General features: G+C 43.3%; 13 protein-coding genes. 4 read left to right on the forward strand and 9 right to left on the reverse strand.

Annotated features, from left to right (window positions below):
• Positions 1 to 15: 15 nt before the first annotated feature.
• Positions 16 to 750: a carboxypeptidase-like regulatory domain-containing protein gene (locus tag MgSA37_RS25495; protein WP_096356302.1), complete on the forward strand. Its 735-nt coding sequence runs from the start codon at positions 16 to 18 to the stop codon at positions 748 to 750.
• 7 nt (positions 751 to 757) lie between these two features.
• Here the strand turns inward: MgSA37_RS25495 and MgSA37_RS25500 are convergent, their stop codons facing one another.
• A complete protein-coding gene (locus MgSA37_RS25500; protein ID WP_096357740.1) occupies positions 758 to 2,179 on the reverse strand; it encodes an NHL repeat-containing protein in 1,422 nt (473 codons plus the stop codon).
• A gap of 203 nt (positions 2,180 to 2,382) precedes the next feature.
• Positions 2,383 to 5,199, reverse strand: a complete 2,817-nt coding sequence (carB, locus tag MgSA37_RS25505; protein WP_096356304.1) for a carbamoyl-phosphate synthase large subunit — start codon at positions 5,197 to 5,199, stop codon at positions 2,383 to 2,385.
• Positions 5,200 to 5,568: 369 nt separating this feature from the next.
• Here carB and MgSA37_RS25510 point away from each other — a divergent pair, with 369 nt between their 5' ends.
• A complete protein-coding gene (locus tag MgSA37_RS25510) occupies positions 5,569 to 6,099 on the forward strand; it encodes a hypothetical protein (RefSeq protein WP_096356306.1) in 531 nt (176 codons plus the stop codon).
• 2 nt (positions 6,100 to 6,101) lie between these two features.
• Here MgSA37_RS25510 and MgSA37_RS25515 read toward each other — a convergent pair whose 3' ends face one another.
• Both MgSA37_RS25515 and panD read right to left on the reverse strand, forming a co-directional pair.
• Positions 6,102 to 7,073 (reverse strand): energy transducer TonB, encoded by a 972-nt coding sequence (locus MgSA37_RS25515; protein WP_096356308.1) that lies wholly within the window; start codon positions 7,071 to 7,073, stop codon positions 6,102 to 6,104.
• A 31-nt stretch (positions 7,074 to 7,104) separates the two neighbouring features.
• A complete protein-coding gene (panD, locus tag MgSA37_RS25520; protein ID WP_096356310.1) occupies positions 7,105 to 7,455 on the reverse strand; it encodes an aspartate 1-decarboxylase in 351 nt (116 codons plus the stop codon).
• A gap of 311 nt (positions 7,456 to 7,766) precedes the next feature.
• On the opposite strand from panD, the gene greA reads away from it, so the two are divergent.
• Entirely contained in the window at positions 7,767 to 8,240 is a 474-nt protein-coding gene (gene greA / locus MgSA37_RS25525; protein WP_096356311.1) for a transcription elongation factor GreA, read from the forward strand.
• A gap of 119 nt (positions 8,241 to 8,359) precedes the next feature.
• A complete protein-coding gene (locus MgSA37_RS25530; protein WP_096356313.1) occupies positions 8,360 to 8,761 on the forward strand; it encodes an HIT family protein in 402 nt (133 codons plus the stop codon).
• 133 nt (positions 8,762 to 8,894) lie between these two features.
• On the opposite strand, the gene ruvC is transcribed toward MgSA37_RS25530, so the two are convergent.
• The 5 genes from ruvC to MgSA37_RS25555 form a co-directional block, all read right to left on the reverse strand.
• Positions 8,895 to 9,473: a crossover junction endodeoxyribonuclease RuvC gene (gene ruvC, locus MgSA37_RS25535; protein WP_096356315.1), complete on the reverse strand. Its 579-nt coding sequence runs from the start codon at positions 9,471 to 9,473 to the stop codon at positions 8,895 to 8,897.
• Between the two features lie 114 nt (positions 9,474 to 9,587).
• A complete protein-coding gene (gene aat, locus MgSA37_RS25540; protein ID WP_096356317.1) occupies positions 9,588 to 10,220 on the reverse strand; it encodes a leucyl/phenylalanyl-tRNA--protein transferase in 633 nt (210 codons plus the stop codon).
• 9 nt (positions 10,221 to 10,229) lie between these two features.
• Positions 10,230 to 12,167, reverse strand: coding sequence for a DUF3857 domain-containing protein (locus MgSA37_RS25545; RefSeq protein WP_096356319.1), 1,938 nt, complete (start codon positions 12,165 to 12,167; stop codon positions 10,230 to 10,232).
• Between the two features lie 4 nt (positions 12,168 to 12,171).
• Positions 12,172 to 14,154 carry a DUF3857 domain-containing protein gene (locus tag MgSA37_RS25550; RefSeq protein ID WP_096356321.1) on the reverse strand — a complete coding sequence of 661 codons (1,983 nt, stop codon included), beginning with the start codon at positions 14,152 to 14,154 and terminating at the stop codon, positions 12,172 to 12,174.
• Positions 14,155 to 14,420: 266 nt separating this feature from the next.
• Positions 14,421 to 16,448 carry a DUF3857 domain-containing protein gene (locus MgSA37_RS25555; RefSeq protein WP_096356323.1) on the reverse strand — a complete coding sequence of 676 codons (2,028 nt, stop codon included), beginning with the start codon at positions 16,446 to 16,448 and terminating at the stop codon, positions 14,421 to 14,423.
• Between the last annotated feature and the right edge of the window lie 69 nt (positions 16,449 to 16,517).

The following is a 16,517-nucleotide window of genomic DNA, read 5'->3' on the forward strand; positions in this document are numbered from 1 at the left end:
TTTGATAAATAGTAAATGATACGCCAATTCATATTTATTGTACTTTTTTTGCTTACAGCCAGTGCGGCTTTTGCACAGGACGAGCTTTCGGGCCGCGTATATGAAAACAAAACCAATGTTTTTTTACAGGGCGTAAAGGTTGAGGATCTGAAAACACATACCATGACCATGACCGGTAAGGATGGCAGCTTTACCATTAAGGCCGCTGTTGGTGATGTGATCTGCTTTTCGGTTTTTAGTTATAAACCCGATACGGTTTATGTAGCCAATTTAAAATACATGCAGGTTTTTCTTGACTTAAGGCAAAATATGCTGGATGAAGTTAAGGTTACCAACCAGGAAATTAAAGGAAACGCCGGATTTGCCCCGCAGGTTGAACGCGGGCCGCTTAACAGCCAAAGTGTTACCTATCAAACAGATGCCAACGGCGATTACAAAGGCGGTGTTAAGCTGCGTGTTTTTGACGGGGGGCCAACCCAAAAACAGCGTGAAAAAGCCGTAAATGATAAAGAAAAACAGAAACAGGGTATCCTGAAAATTTTCAATGCCGACTACCTGAAAAAATATTTGCCCATAACCGGGCAGGAGATGCAAAATTTCATCATCCTTTACATGCCCGACCCGGGTACCTTTTATGGTGAAACTTTTAACCTGGTAGCCTATCTTAATGGGTGTTATGAAGAATTTCAGAAGATCCCGCTGGAAGACAGGCAATCAAAGGAATACACCCAGCTAAAAAGCAGCAATTAATTAATCCTTATTTTGAAAATGTTATTTTGCGGATCGCATTATTATACTGGTCGGCAACATAAACATTACCGTTTCCATCAACAGCTATTCCCTGCGGGTAATTGAACCTGGCCGTGGCTCCATCCCCATCTACATTTCCCGGGGCGTTTAAAGCGCCGGCCAGGTAATATAAAACACCGGCCGTGTTATATTCCATTATCCTGCCACCTTCATCAGCAATAAACAAATTGCCGCTGGCGTCAATAGTAATTGCTGAAGGATAGTTTAGCAGGGTGGTTTGTACCGGGTTACCAGCCAGCGTGGTTACTACGCCCGCCGAAGTAATTTTCCGCAAAGCCGAATTACCCTGATCTGTTACGTACAAATTCCCTTTGCTGTCAACCGCTACGCCTGTTGGATTGTTAAAGAAAGCGGCAGCGCCTGTGGCATCAATAAAGCCTTTAACCTTATTGCCGGCAACTGTTTTGGTACGGCCGTTTGTTAAAATCTCGCGGATTACATTGTTCCCCCTGTCAGCTACAAAAACGTTCCCTGCTGCATCAACGGCAACACTTTCGGGGTTATTAAATACGGCAAGTGAGTCTGTAGTGCCTTTCCAGTTTGCAGTGTCTTTAGCGCCGTTGCGATAGCCAGCCACGCCGGTACCCGCATAGGTGCTCACTACGCCTGCAGGCGTTATTTTCCGGATCACATTGTTACCAAAATCAGCAACATATAAATTCCCCTGCGCATCAAACGCCTGGCCGTTGGGTGCATAAAATTCAGCTGAAAGCGCAGGCCCGTTTACCAGGCCGATACTTTGGTTACCTGCTATGGTAGTAGTTGTCCCGGTGGTTGAAAGCTTCCTGATCAAATCGTTAAAGGAGTCGGATACATAAACATTCCCGCTTGCATCAACTGATACACCCTGGGGATTATTGAACATGGCGCCTGTTAATGAGCCGTCAAGGTAACCCGCTGTTCCGGTGCCGGCAAATGTTGAAACCGTTGCTGCTATTGCCCCGGTACCGGTAGTTGTAAAGGTTAACACCCCTCCATAGCCAACGCCTGCTTCATTAATACAATAGGCCCTCAGGTAATAGGTGGTGTTTGCGGTAAGCCCTGTGAGTTTGCTTGTGAAAGATTTTAATGACGTGCCCGTTGCCTTTAATGTATCCGAAGTTTTGGTGTCAGAAGTGGTAGGCACTTTATTGGTTGAACTATAGCAAACTCCGCTTGTGGTAACTGTACCATTTTCAGCATTTACCAATATGCCGCCACTTTGGGCAGTTGTTGCCGTAACGTTTATAATTACACCTGTAGTAGTAACCAATGGTATGTTGGCATTAACTACGGTAGAAGTGGATTTTTTTGAACATCCGGTGTTTAGCGATATAAACAATAAAAAAGATGCAAATAATAAGATGCTGCGTAAGCCCGGGATTTTCATGCGAATAAACAGATAAAGGAGTAAAAGTTTTTAATCATACCACTATGCGTGAATACATTCAACTGCAATTATAGCCTTAATATTGCTTGAATAGTACAAATTTAACAAATATTAACAAGCAAAAAGCTGAAAGCCTAAAGCGTAAAGTTTATTTTAATAAAGTTTAGAGCTTTAATCTTTCAGCGCTAAGCATTTAGCTTATCTTACCGGCTCAAATACATTGATTTTTCCTTATACAGGTGCCTGAAATAAGGGTCCTGCAGGTTTGGGATAAAACGGATGGCTTCGCCGGTAGATTTCATCTCAGGGCCAAGCTCTTTATTTACCTCGTGGAATTTATCGAAGGAGAAAACAGGCTCCTTAATGGCGTATCCCCATAGTTTGCGCTCGATGGTAAAATCTTTCAGTTTAGCTACGCCAAGCATACATTTTGCAGCGATATTGATATAAGGCACATCATAGGCCTTGGCGATAAAAGGAACCGTACGTGACGCCCGCGGATTGGCTTCGATCACATAAACTTTATCATTTTTTATGGCAAACTGGATGTTTAACAAGCCCAGCACATTTAATGCTTTGGCAATCTTTACGGTATATTCTTCCATCTGGCTGATGGCGCTGTCTGACAGGTCGAACGGCGGCAATACAGCAAATGAATCGCCCGAGTGGATCCCGGCAGGCTCAATGTGTTCCATCATGCCGATAATATGTACCTCATCCCCGTCGCTGATGGAATCCGATTCAGCTTCCGAAGCGCGGTCAAGGAAGTGGTCAATCAATACACGGTTTCCCGGAAGGTTTCTTAATAAGCTTACTACAGCTTTCTCCAGATCTTCATCGTTAATCACGATGCTCATGCCCTGTCCGCCCAATACGTAACTTGGCCGTACCAGTACCGGGTATCCTACCTGGTGGGCCACTTCCAGCGCTTCTTCGGCGCTTTCGGCTACACCATATTTTGGATAAGGAATATCAAGTTCTTTCAGCAGGTCCGAGAAACGGCCGCGGTCTTCAGCAATATCCATGTTATCAAAAGAGGTGCCGATGATTTTGATGCCATGCTCATGCATTTTTTCAGCCATTTTTAAGGCTGTTTGCCCGCCCAGCTGAACAATTACACCATAAGGTTTTTCAAGTTCGATGATCTCGCGCACATGCTCCCAGTAAACCGGCTCAAAGTACAGCTTGTCGGCCATATTGAAATCGGTTGAAACCGTTTCAGGGTTGCAATTGATCATGATGGCTTCGAAGCCTGATTCCTTCGCGGCCAGCAAGCCATGCACGCAGCTATAATCAAACTCAATGCCCTGGCCGATACGATTAGGGCCGGAGCCTAATACGATGATCTTTTTCTTATCAGATACGATGGATTCATTCTCCCCTTCGTAGGTGGAGTAATAATATGGCGTTTTAGCCGGGAACTCCGCAGCACAGGTATCCACCATTTTATAAACCCGGTGCATATTCAGGGCCTTGCGCCGCTGGTAAACATCCTCTTCGCTTACGTTGCCCAGGATATGAGCGATCTGCGTATCCGAAAATCCTTTTTGTTTCAGGGTAAATAAAAACTCTTCGGGGATGTTATTTAATGAGTAGCGGCGCAATTCGTTTTCCAGGTTCACCACTTCCATTATCTGGTTTAAAAACCAGCGGTCAATTTTGGTGGCTTTACGTACCGATTCAATCGGCACGCCTAAACTCAGTGCATCGTAAATATGGAAAAGCCTGTCCCAGCTCGGGTGTTCCAGGCTGTGCATAATTTCTTCCAGATTGCGGCTCTGGCGACCATCGGCGCCCAAGCCTGCACGGCCAATTTCCAAACTCTGACAAGCCTTTTGCAACGCTTCAATAAAGCTGCGGCCAATACCCATCACTTCACCTACCGATTTCATTTGCAGGCCAAGTTCGCGGTTGGCGCCCTTAAACTTATCAAAGTTCCAGCGTGGGATCTTCACGATCACATAATCAAGCGTAGGCTCAAAATAAGCCGAAGTGGTTTTGGTGATCTGGTTTTCAATTTCATCAAGGTTATAACCAATGGCCAGTTTGGCAGCAATTTTAGCAATGGGATAACCTGTTGCTTTTGATGCCAGTGCCGACGAACGCGAAACACGCGGGTTAATTTCGATGGCGATGATGGCTTCGTCGGCAGGGTTTACCGAGAATTGCACATTACATCCGCCGGCAAAATTACCGATGGCGCGCATCATTTTAATAGCCTGGTTCCGCATCGACTGGTAACAACGGTCGCTTAGTGTCATTGCAGGGGCAACGGTGATCGAGTCGCCGGTATGGATGCCCATCGGATCGAAGTTCTCGATCGAGCAGATGATGATCACATTGTCATTATTGTCGCGTAACAGCTCGAGCTCATATTCTTTCCAGCCCAGCACAGCTTGTTCCACCAAAACTTCGTGAGTTGGCGAGGCCTGCAGGCCCCGGCTTAAAGCGGCGTCAAAATCTTCTTTTTTATGCACGAAGCCTGCACCTTTACCACCCAAAGTATAGCTCGGACGGATCACCAGTGGGAAGCCGATCTCCTGTGCCGCTTCTTTCCCTTCTAAAAACGAGTTAGCTATTTTTGATTTGGCAACGCCTACGCCGATATCAACCATCAGCTGGCGGAAAGCCTCGCGGTTTTCGGTTTTTTCGATCGCCGCGATATCAACCCCAACAATCTTTACATCGTATTTTTCCCATAACCCTGCTTCAGCCGCTTCGATACAAAGGTTAAGCGCTGTTTGGCCGCCCATAGTTGGCAATACCGCGTCAATTTGTTGTTCCTTTAAAATCTTTTCAATGCTTTCAACGGTCAGGGGCAGCAGGTAAATGTGGTCGGCAATTACCTTATCCGTCATGATAGTCGCTGGGTTGCTATTGATGATGGATACCGAGATCCCTTCTTCTTTCAAAGAGAGGGCCGCTTGTGAACCAGCATAGTCAAACTCGCAGGCCTGGCCTATAATAATAGGACCGGAACCGATAATTAAAATGGATTTAATGGAGGTGTTTTTGGGCATGTGCTTTTTTTATTGAGGAAAGCTGCCTTCGTGCGGAATTGCCGGCTTAAATTCTCCGAAATTGTTTCCGCAATCCGGTATCTTCTTGTCGGGGTGCAAAGATACGCTTTGTAAGGGTATTTGGTGATTTTTTTTTGATTTTTTGGCAGGGTGGTTGATTGGGTTGAACTGACGGATATAGTGCATGGCATATCCAGTTAAAATTAGCCGAAATTTAATTCCATTGATATATAAAACAACGCAATTTTATTTTCAATTTTATTTGATTACAATTTTTTGCAAGGCAATTTTTACTCAAAATTTAACATTAGCTTTATATCCGGCTATTGTGTTATTTATTGCCGGATAATCAAAAGAGAGAGCGTTTTTATGAAAAGGAAGGTTTGGTTTATTTTACCTGCAATTACATTGATATTGAGCGGCTGTGCTATGCTTCAATCTGTTATTAAGTCGACCTTCCCGTATACCACAAATTTAGAGATCCCGCGGTCATCCGCTGTTGGCGTTGAAATTTCGGTAACCGGTATGGCCAATAGCTTCGACCAGGATTTTAAAAAAGACGGCAATAATGCCGATAAAGTAAGCGAGGTAAGGATGGAATCAGCACGCGTTGAATCAAGAGAACCGCATGATTTTAATATCGGTAACCTCACTTCATTAAAAGTATTTATGTCAAAAGTCGACGGCACTGATGAGGTGCTGGTTGCGTCGCGTACGGATATAACCGCAGGATTGGGCAATGTGATGATACTGGATATAGACAATACGCATCAGTTAGAAAAAATGGTGCGCCAGGAAAAAGTGCGCATCAGGATGGTTTATAAGCTGCGCAACCACATCAATGTTGACGCCCACCTGCATATTGTGCTGGGCCTGGGTGCGGTGCCCTCCAGGAACTGATCTTAGTTGCCTAGTGAGAAACTGATGGGGATTTCGTAAACTACTCTAACAGGCCGGCCGTATTGTGTTCCCGGCAACCATAAAGGGCATTTTTTCATCACCCGCAAGGCTTCCAAGTCAATAGACGGGTAAACCCCTTTTTTTACTTTTATTTCAGACAGCCGGCCATCCTTTTCAACTACAAAACTCAAATGGACCACTCCCTGAATAACATTTTCCCGTGCATCATCAGGGTATTCTATATGGTTGCCCAGGTATTTGTAAAACGCTTCCAGACCGCCTTTATACTGAGGGGGAACGCCACGTGAACCTTTATAAACAGAAATGCTGCTATCTTTAAAAACAGCTGTACCGCTAACCAATATGCCATTGGCATAATTTTCGGTAAAATGGGCATTATTTTTATCGAATGAGCCTTTGCAAACACCGTCCCGTTTGCCGTTTTTTATGCCGCCTTCTTCCACCACTGTTTTAAACCCATCGTCAAAAACTTTGAAGTAGCCATTCCCGTTTTCAACCAGTTTATTACCCAGCGAATCGTTATTCATTTGTATCAGGTAATTGCCTGTCGCATCGCTGTACATATCACCTTTTTCCGGGTAGTCTAATTGGAAATAAGGCTTGCCATTGGGGAAAAAATCAAACTCCGAACCTGTTTTAACTCCTTTTGAATAAGTACAGGTACTTTTTCGGATGCCGCTTTCAAAAAATGTTGCACACTGCCCTTCGAGGTAGAACGGATCGGGCTTCGGGGTTTTTCCGATCAGCTTTCTTTTTCCACTCTTGTAATATTCGGTGACATTAAACAAAACCGTGCCGGAGTCCGGCTCGCTCACAAAGCGGAAATAATCTGCGCTGTCTTTATTGTTCACATACTTGCCGTCGTTTTTAAAATAGGAAATACTTACAATTTTTTGCTGGGCGGAACAAACCGAGGCTGCACACAAAAGGGCACTTATTAAAAACAGTTTCATTTAAATAAATCAGGATTCAGGACGCACTAATTTACTTAATTAATTTGTTATCCGCGTCCGGGAAAACCAAAATTGGCTGATAGTTACGGGCCTCGTCCATTTCCATATAGGCGTACGACATAATGATCACAATATCACCTACCTGGGCCATACGTGCTGCAGCGCCGTTTAAACAAATGGTTCCGGTACCGCGTTCGCCTTTGATGATATAGGTTTCAAAGCGGGCGCCGTTGTTATTATTAACGATCTGTACTTTTTCGTTGGCAATCATGTTGGCGGCATCAATCAGGTCCTCGTCAATTGTTATACTTCCTGCATAATTCAATTCAGCCTGCGTTATTTTAACACGGTGAATTTTTGATTTTAATACTTCAATGATCATGGGACAAAGATAGAGATTAGAGACTGGAGATTAGAGGTTAGAAATAAAAAGTGATTTTTGGTTGATATTAAAAATTGTACAAACGGACATTTTTCTAATCTCTAATCTCCAATCACTAATCTCTGCGAAGAAAAATTTGCATTTTAAAACATAAATCACTTATCTTCGTTCTACACATCAACGCAAGACTATGTAGGCAAGCCCAATATAGTCTTGTTTGTTTTTTGTGTGGCTGCGTCCTTCTTCAACAGGGAGGGCGGTTTTTTTTGGCAACCAATAGAACTAAATGTTAATTAATTAAATTGTGTGTTATGGCAGATGTAGCTTATTATACCAAAGAAGGTTTAGAAAGATTAAAAGAAGAATTACAATATTTAAAAACGACAGGACGTTCCAATATCTCAAAAGCGATAGCAGAAGCACGCGATAAAGGTGATCTTTCGGAAAATGCCGAATATGATGCAGCTAAAGAAGCCCAGGGTTTGCATGAAGCCAAAGTAGCCCATTTGCAGGAGGTGGTAGCCAGCGCGCGTTTGCTTGATGAATCAAAGCTCGATACCTCAAAAGTGCTGGCTTTATCAAAAGTAAAAATAAAAAATGTGAAAAATGGCGTTGTGATGAGCTACCAGCTGGTATCAGAAAGCGAAGCTGACCTGAAATCAGGAAAAATATCTGTTTCATCTCCGATTGCAAAAGGCTTGTTAGGCAAAAAAGTAGGCGAAACAACCGAGATCACGGTTCCTGCGGGCAAAATAGAGTTTGAAATACTGGAGATAAGCAGGTAGTTGATTAAGTTTATTGGTTGATTAAGTTGAATGAGTTAAAAAATAACCGCCTCAATTTAATCAACCGAGAAATCTAACCTAATCAACTCATTCAACCACTCAACTTAATCAACCAACAAATGACCATCTTCTCAAAAATAGTAGCCGGCGAGATCCCGGCTTATAAAGTAGCTGAAACGATTGATTATTTAGCTTTCCTGGATATTAACCCGCTGGCCGAAGGCCATGTGCTGGTGATCCCGAAAAAGGAAGTGGACTACCTTTTCGACCTGGATGATGAACTTTATACCGGCCTGCAAATATTTGCCAAAATTATTGCAACCGCCATCAAAAAGGCTATCCCTTGCAAAAGAGTAGGCGTTGCGGTGATTGGGCTGGAAGTCCCTCACGCCCATATCCACCTGATCCCATTAAACCGCATGAGCGATATTAATTTTGAAAGGCCTAAATTAAATCCTACTACTGAAGAGCTGGAAGCTACTGCCCATAAGATCAGGGAAGCTTTGAAACGGGATGTTTAATGATGTGCAGATATGCGGATGTGCAAATGTGCAGATGATTTTCTAATGTTCAGATTATCAACAGGATTTACAAAGCCCTTATTTGATTTTTTTCATTTGCACATCTGAAATTTGCACATCTGAAATCTGCACATCAAATAATCCTCTTAGCATTATCCTTTGCAAAAGTATCCCATCCTGAATAACTTTTTTTGCTGCCGCCGGAACTTTTACCCGCTGGCATGCGCTGAAAAGCGTGACATACAGCTACAGCCAGGCCATCGGTGGCATCTAAAAAATCAGGTGTTTCGGTAAATTTCAACAGGTTTTGCAGCATGGCGGCTACCTGCTCCTTGGTGGCGCTGCCATTGCCCGTAATGGATTGTTTCACCTTACGCGGGGCATATTCGGTGATATCAATATTGCGGGACAAGCCGGCAGCCATTGCTACCCCCTGCGCGCGGCCCAGTTTTAACATTACCTGGATATTTTTACCGTAAAAAGGCGCCTCCAGGGCCATGCAATCGGGTTTATAATTATCTATCAGCGCGACGGTTTTTTCAAAGATCCGTTGCAGCTTCAGCATGTGGTCGTCTATTTTATCCATCTTCACTACACCCAGGCTGATGAGTTCAATCTTAGGGCCGGTTTCTTTGATCAAACCATAACCCATCACTGCCGTTCCCGGATCGATGCCTAATATGATGCGCTCTTTTTGAATTATAATTTCCATATGTTAGTTTGCAGTTGGCGGTTTGCAGTGGGCTGCCGACATACGAGGGTTTTAAAATCCGCAAACTGCCAACTAATAACTGCAAACTGGAAAAACAAAGATACCATTCACTGCTCACAACTCACCATTCACAAATTCCATATATTCCGCCCTGCTGATCATCCGGGCACCCATTGAGGCCAGGTGCGGGGTGTAAACCTGGCAATCTATCAATTTATACCCCATCCCGCATAAATGGATCAGCGCCACTTTTGAAGCATTGCTCACCAGGCTGAACATGCTTTCGCCACAAAATATGTTTCCCGTTTTGATGCCATAAAGCCCTCCAATCAATTGATCATGCTGCCAAACCTCAACAGAATGTGCATGGCCCTTTTGATGCAGATTAACATAAGCTTCCTTCATTTCCGCGGTTATCCAGGTGCCATCCTGGCCCGGGCGTTCAATAGCTGAACAGGCGGCGATCACCTTTTCGAAGCAGTTGTTAGTGGTTATGGTAAAACTGCCCGAGGTTAAAACCTTTCGCATTGATCTGGATATTTTCAACTCCGCCGGGAAAATAACAAACCTTTCGTGCGGCGAATACCACAGGATAGGCGTATCATCGCTGTACCAGGGAAAGATGCCGCATTGATAAGCCAGCAGCAGCCGTTCGGTCGACAGGTCGCCGTCAATAGCTAAAAGCCCGTCCGGTTCGGCCAGTTCGGGATCCGGAAATAGCAACCGTTCATCAAGCCTGAAGATCATCCGGCAAATTTACGCCTTACGGCGGATCACCAGCTTTTTATTTTGGGCTTTATAAACATTATCCAGGAAAACCTGCAACTCGGTGTATTTGGCTGCCGGGATCACGTGATTGCTGATATTGAATTTTGCGGTACTGATCACCTGGTTTTTCGCCTGGTCGTATACATAGTTAACCTCAAAATTACCATAGGTAAATTTTAAATTCTGATTTACGGGCAGCGTTTCTATTTCAAAGCCGGCCGGCAGTATGATGGTGGTTGTACATGTTTTTTGAAGGGGATGTTCGAAATAATAGTCCGATTTTCGGTTTTCTTCCACCGGGATCGTAAACGTCATCAGGTCAAACACCCTTGGTTTATAAAATTGTTTATCGCCAGCCATTATATCCACAAACTTATCATACTCCAGTTCGAAGTTGAGCACTTTGGGGTTTTCCGTATCCGGCGATGTGCTTAGGTTAAAAACCGATGGCTGCTTAATTTTAAAACGATTTAAATAATACTCCTTTTGTTCATCCACTTTCTGCGCTGAAATCTCGATATACTCCTCGCGGTAGCCACCGGTTGCCGAAATTTTTGCCTTTGCTTTAGCGCTGCCGTCTTCGTTAATGGTGAGCACTACGTCACCGTTAAACTGGTTGTCCTGCATGGTGCTGCGCGGGGTGTTAACCAATTTGCCGCCGTCTTCGGTGATTAATAAGGCCCTGCGGTTTTCGGTGAAAGAGCCCAGCTTCCCAAACGGCATTGTATTGCTGGTACATTCAAGCCAGGTGGTATCGCCTTTAAACGGAATACACAAAATCTCGTGGTTAAAACTGTTGAACGGGAAATCAGGATCAGCCGGTTCCTTATTTGCTTCAGCATTTATAACAGCGCAATAGGAAGGTATATTAACTGCTTTTAGCAGCGCGCTCATATAATTAGCCAGCGCTTTGCAATCGCCGTACTTTTTTTGATCAACAAAGGTTGCTGCAAAAGGCTTAAAACCACCAATGCCCAGCTGGATACTCACGTACCGCATGCTTTGTTGCAGGTAGTTATATAAAAACTTAGCCTTTCCTTTATCCGTTTTAATCGTATCGGTCATTTTCCGTATTTCGGCTTCCCTTTCGGGGGTCAGGGAAGTCACATCGGCATCAAGCACCCTTAACCAGTTTCCAAAACTTTTCCAGCTGCTGAAATCGCCAGGAATGCCAAAAAAGCTGAAATTTTTTACCCCAAAGTATAGCCTCGGAAGCACCCTCCATGCTTCGGCGCCTTCTTCCAGTTTAATGGCTTTAAGGTTACTTACTTCCCAGTTATAATCACTCTTACCCCCAACGGTGTTAATTGTTGGCTTAATCGTTGTGTTTTTATTCAAATAGCGAAAGCCGGCATTCTCATCGATAGAGATCCGATAGTATGAGTTTTGAACAGACTGCTGGTTTCCCTGGATGTCCCATCCGCCAATGTCAAGGAAACTTTTAGTGTCTTCTTCGTATTCTATTTCGATAGTAGTTGGGTATGCTGCTACTGAATGTTGTACCGCAAGCACACGCCCATCGGTAACCAGGTCGGCACCGTGGGTTGCCGAATAATCTTCCATATCGCTTTTATGATATTTTTTGATCAGCCCGCCCTCAGCATTATAAATCTTCATGCTTACATCGCTGTAACTGTCGTACTTGCGGTTATAAAAAAGGGCAAGGATTGCTTCACGGTCGCCTTTCTCATTCAATATGGTCACTATCCGGTGCACTTTGCTGGTCATATTGCCGGGGCCATTAACAATATCATATTCCATACTGTAGCGCACAACCGAGTTGGCATTCTCTTTCAGCGAGTCGGGTATTCCTGCTGCGGAATAAGCCTGCAGGTTGATTTTTTCCTGCGCGAGGGCATTCAAAATCATTCCGGAATAGCAAAGGCAAACCAGCACGAGGTATTTTATATAGTTTTTTAGTGTCATTTCATCAAGCCTTTTTTAATACAATCTGCTCATTCAACATTTCATACATTTTTTTAAAAAATTCATACATATCGGGATAATGATCTTTTGAATACTCCGCAACATTATAAGATATGGTGTAGCGTATTAGTATTGTCCCCTCCTGTTCGCCAACTATACGCCTGAATGTAAAGCTTTTATCGGGCATTTCCATTGATACATTCTTTGGCAACGCATCGGTTTTGTAACCGGCGGGCATTTTATACATGCCTATAATCGAGTAAGTTCTGGGGTAGGCAAAATCAATATTTGTCAGCCTGTTCTCACGTAAAAAAGGGTTTAATTTAAATGGCGTAAACAGGTTTGAATTCAGGTAAATATAGTTCTCATCAGAACCGGCCATATCAGCGTTAAAGTCGATGTTCTGAATAAGCGGCAGGCTGTCCATCTCCATATTCTGCATTTTCAGCGAAGTGATCTTTAGCGCGTTATCGCCATTTTGCAGAAATTCCGTATACTTTTTTTCCCCGTCGGTTTTATACTTGTTGATGGCGTCGATCCGGTTATAGCTGATGCAACTTAATTGTGCATTCCCTACAAGTTTGCCACCTGGCTTAATTTCGGCATTAATTAAGATGGCTTCTTTTACCGGTGTAATCCTTTTAAGGCGAATAATATCATACTTGTTCTTTTGTTTATCAACATATAGCCCTGATGAATTAAGCAAATTATCCGGGGTTTCATTATACATATTGTATTTGCCTGAAGCATCGAGTATATATTGCTTTGCGCTATCTACCGGTACATATACTACGCCCCTGTTAAACTGCATTAATGAGGTAAAAAAGGGGTCAACTTTGCCATGGTCCCTCGTACTTACCACCATAGGATATACTTCAACACCCGTCTTCTTGAGCAAATGATACAAAATAAGGTTAATTTCTGTTGAATTTCCTGTTTTGTTTATCCACGACCGGGATGTACCATCATCCGTGCCCCAGCTATCCCGTTCATTCCATTTCATCGTGTTTTTTACTTCATTAAAAACATAAGCAATTTTTTCATCATCGGTTTTAAAGGTCTTGGCCTTTGCAATGATTACTTCTTCGCCATCCAGTTTCCGGTTTAGCTGGCCCCCAAAATCTTCACTATCGATCAGGTGTCCGCCAACCTTTGCCCAGGTCTCTGAGAAATTCTTTTGAAACCCGCCTATTGGCCTTATGGAAACCAATTGGTATCGAAAAGATTCGACATTATCTTTAAACGACGACATAAAGGGTTCATCGCTTAATGAATGAACATTAGCCACTGCTTTGGTTTCGTTATTAAGAACGTACTGGTAGCTTTGGCCATCGTCCATCAGGCTCCGGGCATCTGTTGATGATTTTATTTTTACATAGGGTTCGTGCAGGTGCGGTATCAGCCTGAAATAAAACACATCAGGAATTGACGTACTCAACTCATTATACCTGACAGGTATTTTTTCCTGGAAATACCAATCCGGGAAATCAACAAAAAAAGTAGTGTTCCAGTTATATTTATATTCAATTATAGATCCTGGTTTTACATTGGGCATTGTAAATGATATTTCGCTCGTCTCCTTATCTAATCCCTTAGTGTAAATTAGTTTTTTATCAAGTTTGGTGATCTCTATTTTTCCATCAACCAGGTTGATGGTCTCTGCCTGTATCCCCGTTATAAATTCAAGCCGGTCGGCACTATAATACGGGATTTTAATATTTGCCTCGTCTTTTCCGTTATCGTTAAAAATTTTTATGCGCTTGTGTATTTCCTCCGTTATCGAGGTTAAATCACCGGTAAAATACAAGTCCCCCTTTTCAAAAAGCATTTCGGCATTGGCATCCTTTTCAAAATCACACGAAGTCAGTTCCAGGTCAGCTTTATCAACTGTACCATAAGGTTGCGTTCCGGGTATTGCGGGTTGAGCCTGCGTTTTTATTAATACACAAAAAAGGCTAAGGATAAGAAGGTTGAAGAATTTGGTCATTGTATTTAGGTTTATTAATTAAGGTGGTGTTACAAAAGCATTTTAGACTAACCGGGAACGGCGGGAATAAAAGCTAAGATCCGTGATCCGGGTTGCCTGCCGGAATGTATGGCAGATCGATCTGTATCGGCAGGTAAAAAGAGGTAACTGAACAAAACAGGTTATAAGTTAATTCATTATAAAAAGGTTTAACGACCCGAATATAATGAATAAAACAAAATAAATATGGCGATAAATCTATTTAAAACAATTATTAATAATAATTGTTAACTACCCTTTTTTAACACTACCTGCTCATTGAGCATATCAAACATTTTTTTGTAAAAATCGTGTATGCCAGGGTATTCGCTAACGTTGAATGCCGCTTTGCGGATATCGATTACATAATGTACCAGCAGCGAACCATCCTGTTCGGCAATGATCCTTTTAAACGAGATGCTTTTATCGGGCATTACCATGCTGGCACTTTTGGGTAAGGCATCAATTTTATAACCCGCCGGCAGTTTATAAACGCTGTTGATGGAGTAGTTGCGCAAATAGCCAAAATAGATATCGCTGAGGCGGCTATCGGCCAAAAACGGGTTGCTTTTCAGCGAGGTGAACATGTTGGTATTTACATAAATGTAATTTTCATCGGTGCCCGGCAGGTCAGCGTTAAAATTGATATTCTGGGTAAGTGGCAGCGTATCCACGTCCATGTTTTCAAATTTAATACCTGATATTTTCAAGCTATTATCGCCATCGCGTAAATAATCAATATATTTTTGTTCGCCATCTGTTTGATACCTTTTTACAGCATTTATCCGGTCATAACTCATGCTGCTGATCTGGGCGGTCCCTTCTACTTTGCCGCCCGGTTTAATTTCGGCGTTGATCAATACCACCTGCCGCACGGGAAGCTCTTTTTTGATGCTTACCGTGTCGAAGGTCTTTCTTGATTTATCCACCCACAGCCCGAAAGTATTAAGCAGATCAGAAGGCGGCTCGCTATACAGGTTGTATTTCCCTGTAGCATCCAGTATATAACTTTTATCAGCGCTCACCGGCACATATACCACGGTACGGTTAAACTGCGACAGTGAAGTGCGCCAGGGATCGGGCCGGCCGTTGCGACGGGTGCTAACCACCATAGGGTAAGCTTGAATTTTTAACTCTTTAAGGATCGCGTACAGCACGAGGTTTACCTCAGTAGAATTGCCGGCCTTATTTTCCCATGCCTTCCGCGTACCGTCAATGGTATACCAACGGTCCATTCCGTTCCATTTCATCGCATTTTTTACGGCGTTAAAAACGAACGCTATCTTTTCGTCATTAGAAGCTAGCAGTACCGCCTTTGCGGTGATCGCATCCTGGTTGTTTAGAGCAGGGTTTAGCTGGTCGCCAAAAATCGTGCTTTTTGTAAGTTCATAACCAACTTTTGACCAGGTATCGGAGAAATCAGAACTGATACCGCCTATTGGCTTTATGCTCGCCAGGTCGAGACTCAGGCGCTGTACATTATCCTCAAATGACGACATATAAGCATCATCACGCAGCGAAGGCACATTGGCCATACCCCATACCTCGTTATTGGCATTATAATTATAGGTTTCGGACTGCTGGTCGCCGGTTGCGCCGTTATCTGAAATAGTAAACGTATGGGTTGCTACTTTTAACACCTGTGCCTGTATAGTTCTGTTATGTTTGGCCAGCGGCATATTAACACGGAGCAGCGGCCTGAAATAGAACACATCGGGTATCGAGGTATCAAGTTCGCTGTATCTCACCGGCACGCTCTCCTGGAAGTCCCAGTCAGGCATGGACCCATTGTACCGCCCAGTCCATTTATATTTATACTCAATAATGCAGCCGGGCTTTACATTGGGCATCGCGAAGGTAACCTCGCTGTTTTCTTTGTCGAGAATGGTGGTAACAATAGCTTTCTTTTCCAATTTTGTTACCTGCGGTTTGCCGTCTACCAGGTTAATGGTTTGTGCCTCAACACCTGTAATATTCTCAAGGCGGTCTTCGCTGAAAAATGGGATCCTGATATCAGCCAGGTTATTTCCGTTACTGTTAAATATTTTAATGCGTTTATGCACTTCAAGCGTAATCGACTTCAGGTCGTCGCTGTACAGTATCTTCCCGAAATTAAAGAGCACTTCGGCGTTGGCATCTTTTTCAAAATCACAGGCGGGCATCTGCAGTTCTTCAACGGATACCTTTCCGTACGGCTGCTCCAGCGGTACAGGCGTTTGGGCCTTCGCAATAAAACAGCAAAAGCACAACAATAAAATTGCAACAGGTTTATACATTGCTCAGGTTTAATCAGGTATAATAGTAGTAAAAATAAATTTGATATAAAATTAATTTTTACTAGGCTG

It is taken from the genome of Mucilaginibacter gotjawali (genome assembly GCF_002355435.1).
GTDB lineage: Bacteria > Bacteroidota > Bacteroidia > Sphingobacteriales > Sphingobacteriaceae > Mucilaginibacter > Mucilaginibacter gotjawali.

Bases quoted from the DNA above. Each gene is read 5' to 3' on its own strand.
- MgSA37_RS25495 (WP_096356302.1), top strand. From the start codon at position 16: ATGATACGCCAATTCATATTTATTGTACTTTTTTTGCTTACAGCCAGT.
- MgSA37_RS25500 (WP_096357740.1), bottom strand. From the start codon at position 2,179: ATGAAAATCCCGGGCTTACGCAGCATCTTATTATTTGCATCTTTTTTA.
- carB (WP_096356304.1), bottom strand. From the start codon at position 5,199: ATGCCCAAAAACACCTCCATTAAATCCATTTTAATTATCGGTTCCGGT.
- MgSA37_RS25510 (WP_096356306.1), top strand. From the start codon at position 5,569: ATGAAAAGGAAGGTTTGGTTTATTTTACCTGCAATTACATTGATATTG.
- MgSA37_RS25515 (WP_096356308.1), bottom strand. From the start codon at position 7,073: ATGAAACTGTTTTTAATAAGTGCCCTTTTGTGTGCAGCCTCGGTTTGT.
- panD (WP_096356310.1), bottom strand. From the start codon at position 7,455: ATGATCATTGAAGTATTAAAATCAAAAATTCACCGTGTTAAAATAACG.
- greA (WP_096356311.1), top strand. From the start codon at position 7,767: ATGGCAGATGTAGCTTATTATACCAAAGAAGGTTTAGAAAGATTAAAA.
- MgSA37_RS25530 (WP_096356313.1), top strand. From the start codon at position 8,360: ATGACCATCTTCTCAAAAATAGTAGCCGGCGAGATCCCGGCTTATAAA.
- ruvC (WP_096356315.1), bottom strand. From the start codon at position 9,473: ATGGAAATTATAATTCAAAAAGAGCGCATCATATTAGGCATCGATCCG.
- aat (WP_096356317.1), bottom strand. From the start codon at position 10,220: ATGATCTTCAGGCTTGATGAACGGTTGCTATTTCCGGATCCCGAACTG.
- MgSA37_RS25545 (WP_096356319.1), bottom strand. From the start codon at position 12,167: ATGACACTAAAAAACTATATAAAATACCTCGTGCTGGTTTGCCTTTGC.
- MgSA37_RS25550 (WP_096356321.1), bottom strand. From the start codon at position 14,154: ATGACCAAATTCTTCAACCTTCTTATCCTTAGCCTTTTTTGTGTATTA.
- MgSA37_RS25555 (WP_096356323.1), bottom strand. From the start codon at position 16,448: ATGTATAAACCTGTTGCAATTTTATTGTTGTGCTTTTGCTGTTTTATT.